Genomic DNA, 13,943 nt, shown 5'->3' with positions numbered 1-13,943 from the left:
TAACTCAGTTTGAGGGGGACAACAAACGCTTCACTGCATTTACAAGAGTTGATTTTTTCTTTTACATAAAATACTGACGTTATCAGAAATTATAAGAAGTATAAAAATCATCAGAATAGTTGATGGGAATTACATAATATTGTTTCGTTGAAGTGACTTCGTTGTAACCAAACTTGGTTTATCCAGACAAGTCACTTTTTTTGATGAGCTTTTTCCTGAGATTCTTTTGGAATCAGATAGCTTGTGAAAGTTTGTTCATGAGGTGAGCTATAAGTATAAAGTTGGGGTTGATTTTAGAAATATAAAGTTTTCAAATTCGAGAGGGGTTTAATGATGATTAACGATGAAAAAACTAAATTAATCAACGGTATATACTCACTCACACCTTTGCAGGAAGGAATGCTTTACCATCATATGACTGACAGTGAGTCTACACAAAATATGATGCAGTACATAATAAACTTAAAAGGTGAAATTAGAGAGGAAAAAATCATTCAAGCGCTTAGGTTGCTCACACTAAGACATGATGTATTAAGAACAGCTATTACGGACGAGAAACTAGCAAATCAAGGTCAGGTAGTATTAGGTAGTAGAGAAATAGAGTACGAAAAAATTGATCTGTCAGGGCTTGGCGAAATGGAGAAACAATGTAGGCTGGATGAGATATCGGATCTCAATGTCAAGCGCAGATTTGACCTGCAGAAAGATTCTCTTTTAAGAGTAAAATATATTGTATTGGATAACAAAAACTACAAAATGATTTGGCTTTATCATCATCTTATTATTGATAGTTGGTGCCTACCTTTAATATATAGTGATTTTAAGAGATACTATGATTCGCTTAACAATGGAAAAACAATGTCTGAGATGATAGAAGATATATCCCAAGAAAAAAGTCAGGAAGCAGGATACGATGAATACGTAGAGTGGCTTGATAAACAGGATAGGGCAGCAGGACTTTCCTACTGGAGGGAAATGCTGGCGGATTATGATGAAATGGCTGAAATTAAGCCGATGGCGAAACCTAAACATACTACTGTTCAAATGGTTAAAACAGGACACAGGCTTTCCGAAGATGTAACGAATAAGCTGCTTAATTTCATTGATTCTAATAATATACCAATAAATGTTGCAGTAGAACTTGCCTGGGGAATAGTTTTACAAAAATACAACTATACAAGCGATGTAGTATTCGGAAAAGTTGTATCAGGCAGAGATGCAGACATAAGAGGAATTAAAAATATAGTCGGGTTATTTATTAATACAATTCCTGTAAGAGTGAAAAGTACTAAGGATATTACCATTTTGGAGCTTTTGAAAGAACTTCAGAAGCTGGGGGAAAAGAGCAATAGATATTCGTATTGTTCTCTTGCCGAGATTCAGGGGTTAACAAAGCAAAAAAATAAGTTGATGAAAACGCTGTGTGTATTTGAAGATTCGCTTGGTTTTAAGGATAGATTGGATACCAGTGAAAACGGGCTCCGTTTAACGGTTGAGTCGGAAAGAAGGCAGACAAACTATGCTATAAGTGCAAGCGTTAGTCTGGACTACAACAGATTAAACATTGATCTATCGTATAACCCAAATGAGTATATAAAAGACGAAATCCAAAACATCATGTTAATGTTTGAAAAAATATTGCACGCGATTGTTGCAAATCCCCTGGGTAAAGTTTCCGAGATCGAAGCGATAAGCGATAGGGATAAAGAAAAAATAATCAACGAATTCAACCATAAATATCTAGACAATGCTAAAACTGAGACAATGGTAGATATATTTGAGAGCCAGGTAAAGAAAACACCTAATAATACAGCAGTAGTATTTGAAGATGAGCATATTACTTACGCAGAGATGAATAAAAGATCCAATCAACTTGCAAGGAAATTGCGTAAAATGGGCGTAAAGCCAGATGACTTCGTAGCCGTTATGACAGAGCGGAGTATCGAGATGATTGTGAGTATTTATGGAATTCTAAAAGCGGGTGGGGCTTATGTTCCGATAGACCCAACCTCTCCAGATGACAGAATTACAATCATGCTTGAGGATTGTCAGCCCAAGGCCATTCTGGTTTACCAGACAAAACCAAAACATGATATTGGAATACCAGTAATCGATCTTGCAGAGAGGGAGATATGGGAAGGGCTGTCCACAAATCCGAGAAAGGTAAATAAACCTGAGGATTTAGCCTATGTGATCTACACCTCGGGAACGACAGGTACACCGAAAGGTGTCATGATTAAACACAGTGGTGTAGCATCCTTCAGAACTCATTTCCTGGATTTATATAAGGTGACGGAGAAGGATAATGTTCTTCAATTTGCAAACTATGTATTTGATGGTTCTGTTTGGGAAATGACCATCTCCTTATTGACTGGTGCAACGCTGACGATTGCAACACAAGCTAGCATTTCAGACATCAGAAGCTTTAATAAGTTAGTAGAAGAAAGCGGAATAACAATAGCTGCATTACCGCCGCAGTTTTATCTGCAGACTGATATACCGAGCGTAAAAATAATTACGACGGGAGGATCGATGTCAAGTCCGGAAGTTGTAAATAAATCAGGTGGTAGAAGCAGATACATAAATGCCTTTGGACCGACGGAAAATACAGTACAGGCCACTCTCTGGGAATATGACGGGGAAAGTGAAATACCGCATAATATTCCGATAGGTAAACCGATGCCAAACTCACGGATATATATACTGAATGGAATGAATTTGTGCGGAGTAGGCGTTCCCGGAGAACTGTGTATTGCTGGCGCAGGTTTGGCAAGAGGATATCTTAACAGACCCGAGCTCACAGCAGAAAAATTTATCGAAAATCCTTTTGGAGAAGGAAAATTATATCGTTCGGGAGACTTGGCCAAATGGCTGTCTGACGGAAACATCGAGTATTTGGGACGGATTGATGAGCAGGTCAAGATCAGAGGCTTCCGAATTGAACTAGGTGAAATTGAAAGTGCAATAAGAAGTGTAGAAGGGATCGTGGACTTAGCTGTTATCGCCAGGGAAGACAATTCAGGTGATCCTGCGATTTGTGCTTATGTTGTCTCTGACAAAGAGATAAGCGGATCCGAGCTTAAGAAGACGCTTGGAGAGTCGCTGCCGGAATATATGATACCTGCATATATCATGCAAATAGATAGTATTCCGGTCACAAGAAACGGGAAGCTAGACAAGAGGGCACTTCCACAAATCCAAATAACGAGCAAGCGAGAGTATGTTGCGCCAAGTAATGAAACAGAAGAGATTTTGTGTGCTTTATTTAGCGAAATTCTTGGCATCGGAACAGTAGGCGTTAAGGACAGCTTCTTTGAGTTAGGCGGAGATTCGATCAAGGCAATAAGAATCGTATCGAAAATAAGAAGCGAAGGATTTGAAGTTTCTGTTCAGGACATCATGAGCAAACACACAATTGAGGCTATTGCATACAGCGTTAGGGCATCATCTTATGAAAATAAATACGAACAGAGTGAAGTTACGGGAAAAGTAGTTTCCACTCCGATTATCCAGCAATTCGAAGCATGGAGTTTGGTCAAGCCGAGCCACTTTAACCAAGACATAATGATAGAAATTGACACAAACAATGAAATGGAAATCAGGCAGGTTATCGATGCATTGGTGGTCCACCATGATATCATTCGTTCTGTCTACAGAAACGGGCAGCTGGAAATATTAAGTGCACAAAAGAGTAGGCTGTATGATTTCGAAATATTTGACGTAATAGACGGTGATTATAGATTAGTAGATATTGAAGGGATTTGTACGAAACTGCAAAGCAGCTTGGATTTGGAAAATGGACCGCTAATGAAAGTGGCATTATTCAAAACTGAGCCGAAAAATCACCTGTTCATATGCTTGCATCATCTAGTTGTGGATGGGGTTTCCTGGCGCATTCTGCTGGAAGACTTTGAGACCGCTATGAAGCAGATAAAGGCTGGTGATAACAAAATTGAGCTGCCTCTAAAGACCGCTTCGTATAAAGAATGGGGGGAAGCGCTCAGGGAATACAAAGAGAGTGTGCAGCTGAAAAAGGAAAGAGCATACTGGGAGATAATCACAACCAAAATTAAAGAAGGTAAATTAGCGACAAGCGGAAATGAGACAGGCACAGGGCATGTTGTTATAAGCCTGAGTTTCAGCAAGGAAGAAACATATAATCTATTACATAAAGCCGGTAAAGCATTCAACACAAAGATTAATGACTTGCTAATAAGTGCATTAGGGGTGTCTGTAAAAGGGTGTACAGGTCAAGAACGTGTATCCATAATGATGGAAGGACACGGAAGAGAGGGGATTCATAAGAAGATAGATATAGATAGAACCGTTGGTTGGTTTACGAGCATGTATCCGATCATTGTGGAATGCAGTGGAACTATACAAGACAGCATTATATCAACCAAAGAAATGCTAAGAAAAGTACCGAATCATGGGATGGGATACGGTCTATTAAAAGAGGGTCTTCCGGAAATATCAGCAGATATTTACTTTAACTATTTGGGACAAATGGACGCTGAATCGAAGGGCTACGCTTCTGTTGTTAATTCAACCGGAAAACGCTTAGCAGACGAAAATAATTTATCAACGAATATACTCTTTAGTGGAGTTATACATCAAGGGGAATTGAAGTTTACAATTAAATATGACAGCGGCCTTTTTGCATCAGAGACAGTTCAGAAGCTTGCTAATTTGTATAAGGACAGTCTGAATGAAAGTATAAGATTTTGTATTAAACAAAAAGAAACGGTTAAAACCCCTTCGGATTTTTCAGCAAGTGAGTTAACACAGACTGATCTATCAATGGTATACAACCGTTTTGCAGATAAAACGGAGATTGTTGACATTTACGAACTTTCGCCTTTACAAGAGGGGATTTTATATCATAGTTTAGCTAATAATGAATCTACAGATTATTTCATACAGAATGTTTTTGAAGTCAGCAGAGAAGTTAAAGAAGGTAAGATCAAACAAGGACTTAAACTTCTTGCCATGAGACATGGGGTACTAAAATCTTCCATTGTATTTGGTGAATTTAAACGCCCGAAACAGGTCGTATTGTTAAATAGAGAACCTGAGTTCGAAAGGATTGATTTATCAGGGCTTGCAGAAAATGAGCAGCAAAATAAAATAGCTGAAATAGCAGCACTTGATGTAAACCGCGGATTTGATTTGCAAGAAGATTCGCTTTTTCGAGTAAAGTACATCATTCTTCGTGAAAATAAGTGCAAAATGATATGGAGTTATCACCATATCATCATTGACGGCTGGTGTTCATCATTGCTATGCAATGATTTTCAGAATTATTACAATTCTCTTAACAACGATGAAAGCATGCTAGAAATCGAAGAAATGGTTTTAAAAGAAAAGAATCGGACAGCAGAATATAGTGAGTATATCAAATGGGTTGAAAAGCAGGATAAAGAGCTTGGAATCTCCTATTGGGGAAATTTACTGGAAGATTATCAAGAAATATCAGAAATAAAACCAGTGATGAAACCTGTACCTTCAGACATGAAAGTAGCCCAAGAGAAGGTAAAGGTTTCAAAGGAAACAAGTCAAAGTTTACTTTCATTGGCATCATCTAACCGTTTAACAATAAATACAATAGCAGAAGCTGCATGGGGAATTGTATTACAACAATATAGCTTTACCAAAGATGTTGTGTTTGGGAAAGTTGTATCGGGAAGAAATGCAGATGTTAGAGGAATTGAAGAAATAGTTGGGATATTCATTAACACAATACCAGTAAGAGTAAATGATAAAGATAATACGATTATTTTGGATCTATTTAAAGAGCTTCAAATGCAAGGGACAAAAAGTAACGCATATTCGTATTGTTCTCTTGCCGAAATTCAGGAATTAACCAAACAAAAATCAAGTTTGATAATGTCACTTTTCGTATTTGAAAATCACTTGGATCAAGAAAAAGACCAAGACAACATTGTTGGGCTGCAGCTTAAACTGGAGTCGGTAAGAGAAAAAACTAATTATGCAATAACCGTAATTGCCGGAGTAGTGGATGGTTGCTTGCGTTTTGAGATTATGTATAACCCAAATGAGTATGTAAAAGGCGAAATTCAAAGTATTCTGGCAATGATTGAAAGGGTGTTACACGAGTTTGTTGCAAATCCTCAAGGAAAAGTCTCCAATATCGAAGCAGTAAATGATAACGAGAAGGAAAAAATACTCAACGAGTTCAACCATAGCTATACAGGCAATGCCAATACTAAGACCATAGTAGATTTATTCGAGGAGCAGGTAAAGAAAACACCCGATAATATAGCAATAGTACTCGAAAGTCAGCAGATTACGTACACAGAGATGAATGAGAGAACCAATCAGCTGGCAAGAAAATTGCGCGAAATGGGCGTAAAACCGGACGACTTCGTAGCCATTATGGCAGAGCGGAGTGTCGAGATGATTGTAGGGATTTACGGAATTTTGAAAGCGGGAGGGGCTTATGTACCGATAGATCCAACCTACCCAGAAGACAGAATTGCATTCATGCTTAAGGATTGCCAGCCCAAAGCTGTTCTTGTCTACCAGGCAGAACCTAAACATGATATTGGAATACCAGTAATCGATCTTGCAGAGCGGGAAATTTGGGAAGGGGTTTCCACAAATCCAACAAAGGTAAACAAACCTGAGGATTTAGCTTATGTCATCTATACGTCAGGAACTACTGGTCAGCCAAAAGGTGTTATGCTGGAACATTGCGGGATTGTCGCCCTGCGTACCCATCTGATGGAGCTGTATCAGGTAACCGAACAGGACAACGTCCTGCAGTTTGCCAATTACGTCTTTGACGCCGCAGTTTGGGAAATGACACTATCGCTTCTGCTTGGAGCAAGGTTGACACTGATCCCGAAGGAAACCATTTTGGATACGGGAAGCTTCAATGCGTTCGTGAATAAGAGTGGAATCACGCTGACCTTGTTGCCGCCGCAGTATTATGTGCAGACAGAACTCACCGGTCTAAAGGCGCTGACAACGGGCGGATCTGCATCGAATGGGGAAATTATCGAAAAAGCAGGCCGGCGTTGCAAGTATATTAATGCTTATGGTCCGACGGAAAATACAGTGCTAGCTACTAACTGGGAATATGACGGAAAGAGTGACATCCCGTATCCGGTTCCGATAGGCAAACCGATTTTAAACTCACAGATATATATACTGAATGGAATGAGTTTGTGCGGAATAGGGGTCCCGGGAGAACTGTGTATAGCCGGCGCGGGCTTAGCAAGAGGTTATCTGAACAGACCTGAGCTGACAGCGGAGAAATTTATCAATAATCCTTTTGGAGAAGGTAAGCTGTATCGTTCGGGAGATTTGGCTAGATGGCTGCCCGACGGCAACATTGAATACCAGGGGCGGATCGACGAGCAGGTCAAGATCAGAGGCTTCCGGATTGAACTGGGTGAAATTGAAAGTGCGATGCGACATATAGAAGGGATTGTAGATGTAGCTGTCATCGCTGCCAAAGACAAATCAGGAGATTCTGCGATCTGTGCTTATTTTGTATCCGACACAGAAATGAGCGAGTCCGCACTTAAGAAGAACCTTGGAGCGTCGTTGCCGGAATATATGATCCCTGCATATATTATGCAAATTGACAGCATTCCGGTCACAAGAAGCGGAAAGGTCGATAAGCGGGCGCTTCCAGAAATCGAAGTAACGAGTACACGTGAATATGTTGCGCCGAGAAACGAAACGGAAGAAATTTTGTGTGCTTTATTTAGTGAGATTCTTGGCATTGCCTCATTGGGTATTAAGGACAGCTTCTTTGAACTTGGCGGTCATTCGCTGAGCGCAGTAAGACTTGTCAATGCGATCGAAACTAAAACTGGCTATCGCATTCCGCTTCAGGAAATCTTTGCAAATCGGACGCCGGAATGCTTAGCAATTCGATTATCCGAAAAAGAATTGGTATCCTATACACCGATTACAGCAGCAGAAGAAAAAAAATACTACTCCATGTCATCTGCGCAAAAACGGGTTTTTGTTGTTTGCCAGATGGGTATCGACAGAACTGCTTACAACATCCCACAAAGCTTTAGGATTAAGGGTCAGGTGAACATTGAATCCATTGGAATAGCTTTGCAAAAAATGATTGATCGTCATGAGATTTTGCGCACCAATTTCTTAATGGTTGACGGAGAGCCCGTGCAAGAAGTAAGAAAAACGACAAAGGTTGACTTTGAATTTCTAGAAGTCAAGGATACGTCCGAAGCAGAACAGTTCAAGGAGTTTGTAAAACCATTCGACCTTGGGCAAGCTCCGCTTGTACGGATGAAGCTCGTGAAGCGGGAAGAGGATCACTTGTTGATGCTTGACATGCATCATATTATCAGTGACGGCATGAGTATGGGGACGTTCATCCGTGAATTTGTAGCACTGTACAATGGCGAATCTCTCAAACCTCCGATGCTTCAGTATAAGGATTACAGTGAATGGATCAGCAAGAAAGACTTCTCAACGCAAAAGGCTTATTGGGTTAATGAGTTTTCGGACGAGATTCCTGTGCTTGATTTGCCCCTTGATTACAGACGGCCGCAGATGCAGAGCTACAATGGAGCCATTATCGATACGACGACTGGCCGAGAACTGGGGAAAAGAATCAAGGAGATCGCACGGCGGACCGATACGACTGAATATATGGTGTTCCTTTCAGCAATTATGATCCTGCTGAGCAAGTATAGCAGGCAGGAGGATATTATCGTCGGTAGTCTGTTCAGCGGACGAACGCACAAAGACACCGAGAATATTCTAGGGATGTTTGTTAACACCCTGGCTATGAGAGGGAGACCGGAAGGCAATAAAACATTTGCTGAGTTTTTGAGCGAAATGAAAGAAAAATGTCTGCACGCATACGACAACCAGGAGTATCCGTTTGAAGAACTGGTTGATGCGGTACAAGTTAGACGTGATATGGCAAGAAACCCGCTGTTCGATGTCCTGATGGTACTGCAAAACAATGAGCAACCAGAACTTAAGATGCACTGCGCAGAAATAGAGTCTGTCAGACAAGAAAGTACAACTTCCAAGTTTGATCTTAAATTTGACATTGTTGAAACGGGCACTGGCTTCTGTATCGAACTCGAATACTGTATGGATTTGTTTAAAGCAGACAGCATTGAGCGAATGCTTGTACACTTTATCGGCCTGCTGGAGCAGATAACCGCGAATGTAGAAATAAAGATCAGTGAGATCGAGACCATCACCAAGGCCGATAAAATATTGATTCAACAGACTTTTAATGATACTAGTATGGCGTTTCCACTCGACAAGACGGTCGTAGATCTGTTTGAAGAGCAGGTCAGAAACAAACCGGACAACACGGCAATCATCTTCGGTAATGAACAACTTACGTATGAGGAACTGAATCAAAAAGCAAACCAGCTGGCTAGACAGCTTCGCGGCATTGGCATCAAGCCTGACGATTTTGTAGCCCTCATCGCTGAAAGATGCACGGAAATGATTGTGGCAATCCTAGGCATCTTGAAGGCAGGCGGTGCTTATGTGCCGATCGATCCGACATATCCTGCAGATAGGATCGAGTACATAGTGGACGATTGCAAACCAAGAGTTATTTTGACAGCAAAGGCCGAGGTACCGTTGGTAACAAAGATTGACTGTATCGATCTCAGTTCTGTTGATCTCTATACAGGTGCTCCAACAAATCTGGACAAGAACGTCTCCAGCAATGATTTAGCATATAGCATCTATACTTCTGGGACGACAGGGCGTCCGAAGGGCGTCATGATTGAACACCATTCACTGACTACAAATATGATCTATTCAGCCAAACGGTTCCTGCTAGGGAATGAGATTCTGGTGCCTTTGTTCACCAACTACAGTTTCGACTTGACGGTACCATCTATTTTTCTGCCGCTCTGTTTTGGTGGCACGCTTGATCTGATTCACAAGGACAAAGAGATGGACATAAGATTCATCATGAATAATAAAGAATACACATTTATCAAGATGACGCCGTCACAGTTGAAAATGCTACTCGGCGACTATAACTACAAGCCGCTAGAGAAACTGTGCTGCCTTGTAGTCGGAGGCGAGAAGCTGGAAAGCGATGTGGCTAGCGAGATTCTAAATACTTACGGCCATCATCTCGTGATTCTTAATGAATACGGGCCTACGGAAGCAACTGTCGGAAGCACGTTGTATCCGTATTCCGCAACGGATGAACGTACCTTTATGCCGATTGGCAAGCCGTTTGCCAACACGCAGATCTACATCATGAACGGGATGAACCTTTGTGGCATTGGAGTTCCCGGAGAACTTTGCATCGCGGGTGAACAAGTTGCACGTGGTTACCTGAACAAGCCAGAGATGACTGCGCAAAAATTCATTGATAATCCTTTTGGTGATGGGAAGCTATACCGTACAGGTGACCTTGCAAAATGGTTGCCGGACGGGAACATCGAATATATTGGTCGAATTGATGAGCAGGTCAAAGTCAGGGGATTCCGGATTGAGCTGGATGAAATAATTCACGCGATTCGCAGTATCGAATCCATCCGAGACAACGCAGTAATTGTCCGGGAAGACGAATTCGGTGACAAAGTGATTCTTGCGTATTATGTATCGGATGAAAAAATCAGCACATCTGAAGTGCGGGAAGAACTCAGAAAGATTCTTCCTGAATACATGCTTCCAACCTCTTTCATGCAGATAGACAAGCTGCCGACCACGAAAAACGGCAAGCTTGATAAACGGGCACTGCCGCAGATATTCATCGATAACACAAGTGAATTCGTGATGCCGAGAAACAAGATTGAAGAATTATTGTGTCAGGTATTCGGTGAAATGCTGGGAGTAAAAGCGGTAAGTGTCAAAGATAGCTTTTTCGAGCTTGGTGGGGATTCTATCAAGGCGATCCGTATCGTTTCGAAATTAAGAAGCCTTGGTTATGAACTATCTGTCCGCGACATCATGAGCCAATATACCGTTGAAGCAATCGCCCGCACCGTTGTTGTTACTCATGAGAACTACTATGAGCAACAAGAGGTAACCGGAAGCATCATTCCGACACCGATTCTCAAAGACTTCAAAGTGCGCAACCTTAAAAAGCCGCATCACTACAATCAGGATGTGATGTTGGAAATCGACACGGATAACGTAGCGCACATTCGGAAGGCACTTGATGCGCTGGCTGTACATCATGATATCATTCGATCTATTTATCGGGATGGTAGATTGGCGATTTTGAGTAGCTGCGACAGCAAACTATATGATTTTGAAACGTATGATTTCCGAGATGCAGCTGCTGCTTCCCTCCAGATGGAAGCAGCTTGCAACAAGCTCCAGAGTAGTATTGATCTGGAGAACGGGCCGATGATAAAAGCCGCTTTCTTCCAAATAGATTCCGGTAATTTTCTCTTCCTGTGCTTGCATCATCTCGTTGTGGACGCCGTTTCGTGGCAGATCCTGTTGGAAGACCTGCAGACTGCATTGAGACAGGTAGAGAATGGAAAGCCGGTAAACCTACCACCGAAGACTGCTTCCTTCAAGGATTGGGCAGAAGCTTTAGAGGAGTACAAGTCTAGTAGCCTGCTTAAACAGGAGCAGCAATATTGGGCAATAATAATGGCGAATATGAAAAATGGCAGAATTGACTTGGAAGATAACGGGACGGAAACGGGATTTGGTAATGTGAAGATCAGCTTCGATGAGGAACAGACGGAACATCTGGTGCGGCGCGCAGGAAAGGCGTTCAATACGGAAATCAACGATTTGTTAATCAGTACCATTGGTCTCGCGGTTCGCGGGCTTACGGGTCAGGTAAAAGTTGTCGTCGGTCTCGAAGGTCACGGCCGGGAAGAAATTCACAAGAAGATTGATACCGATCGCACTGTTGGCTGGTTTACTACAAAGCATCCGATCGTTGTTGAATGCCATGAGGAGATCCGGAAAAGCATCATTTCGATCAAAGAAATGTTGCGAAAAGTACCTTCACACGGTTTGGGTTACGGCCTGTTGTATGAGCTTCAGGATATTGCGGCTAACATTTATTTCAACTATTTAGGTCAGATGGACACTGAATCGAAAGCTGCCTTCTTCTCAACAGGAAAGAGCATTGCAGAGGAAAATGGAATGTCTGGGATCATTGACATGAACGGATACATCGCAGACGGCAAGCTTAACTTCCTGATTCAATACGACAGAAGCGGATTTTCTGCTGTAATGGTTGAACGGTTTGCCGAGCTATATCAACAGTATTTGATAGAAACTATCAAGTATTGCTGTACTCAGGGAGCAATAGAGAAAACCGTGTCAGATTATTCTGCTTATGACCTGACGGAGGAAGATTTGTCCGAACTGCATCGTCAGTATGCAGAACCATCTGTATTGGAAGACATATTCCCGCTTACCTCTTTGCAGGAAGGAATCCTCTATCATAGCATCGCTGATCATCAATCGACGAGCTATGTCACACAGCTTGTTTATGCGTTCAGCGGTGGTATAAGCGAAGAAAAGGTTCAGCAAGTGTTAAAATTGCTTGTTATGCGGCATAACGTGCTCCGAATGGCGATTGTGCACGAACAGCTGTCTAAGCCGAGACAGATCCTGTTGACCAGTCGGGAAGTAGACTTTGAAACAATTGATCTCTCGGGACTCGGAAAACTAGAGCAGGAGAAAAAGGTTGCCGAACTTGCTGATCTGAACATCCAACGCGGATTCGATTTGCAGTATGATCCGTTACTGCGGGTTAAGCATATTGTGCTTAGTCCTGATGAGTACAAGATTCTTTGGAGCTATCATCACATTGTATTTGACGGCTGGTCTTCTAACATGCTGTTTGGCGATTTCATAACTTATTGCAACAAATTGAAGAACGGCAGTATTCTGTCTGATCTGGAGCGTATGGCGGCAGAGGAAAAGCATCAATCCGCGACCTACGGTGATTATGTCAACTGGCTCAAGAAGCAGGACCGTGAGATGGGGCTGTCCTATTGGAGTGAGTTGCTCTCCGAATATCAGGAGATTGCTGAAATCAAGCCTATGACAAAACCCGAATCTACGGAAAAGCAGATGGAACGAATCGGAATAAAAATTCCGGATGAAATCACTAATCAACTTCTTCAGAAAGCTGCTTCCTGTCAAATCACAATCAATACGGTGGCTGAGGCTGCTTGGGGGATTGTGCTGCAACAATACAGCAACATTAAGGATGTTGTATTCGGCAAGGTTGTTTCCGGAAGGAATGCAAATGTTCGAGGGATAGAGAAGATCGTTGGACTGTTCGTCAATACCATCCCGGTTAGGATAAGATCCAGCGTGGGGATGACTGTCTTGGAGCTCTGGAATGAGCTTCAGGAGCAGGGGACGGAGAGCGATCAGTACTCGTATTGTTCCCTCGCTGACATTCAGGGCTTGACTGAACAACAAGGTGATCTGATCAAGGTACTGTTTGCCTTTGATAACTATTATGTTAACGAAGAGAAACAGCAAGGCGGAGAAAACGGACTTCAGTTTGTTTTAGAGTCGGGACGCGAGCAAACCAACTACGCAATTACCTTGAAAACATATTTTATTGGTGAACAATGGGTCTTTGATATTCTTTATAATCCGAGTCACTTTGTATTGAAAGAAGTACAAAGTATGCTTTCCAGAATTCAAGCTGTCTTACTGTCGTTTGCAGCCAACCCTGAGAGAAGGGTCTCCGAGATCGACATGATTACTCAGCAAGAGAAGGATCAACTCCTTGAGTTCAACAATACGGCGACCGATTATCCAATAGACAAGACCGTCGTGGATGTGTTCGAGGAGCAGGTGATAAAAACACCTGATCATATAGCAGTAGTATTCGAGGATGAGCAGCTTACTTATGCTGAGTTGAACCGAAAGGCCAACCAACTGGCAAGGAAACTGCGTAAGATGGGCGTGAAGCCGGATGACTTCGTTGCCATTCTGGCAGAGCGGAGTAT

The 13,943-nt window shown here is 42.0% G+C and carries 1 protein-coding gene; it reads left to right on the top strand.

Features of this window, described 5'->3' with window-relative positions; translation table 11 throughout:
- Positions 1–414: 414 nt before the first annotated feature.
- Positions 415–13,943 (top strand): non-ribosomal peptide synthetase (locus B9N86_RS21470; protein WP_244562788.1); only part of this gene is annotated, 13,529 nt, incomplete at its 3' end.

Origin of the sequence: Paenibacillus uliginis N3/975, from assembly GCF_900177425.1 — a bacterium.
GTDB classification, from domain to species: domain Bacteria; phylum Bacillota; class Bacilli; order Paenibacillales; family Paenibacillaceae; genus Paenibacillus_AQ; species Paenibacillus_AQ uliginis.
The sequence above is the reverse complement of the archived record's forward strand: the minus strand, read 5'-3'. Positions and strand labels throughout refer to the sequence as shown.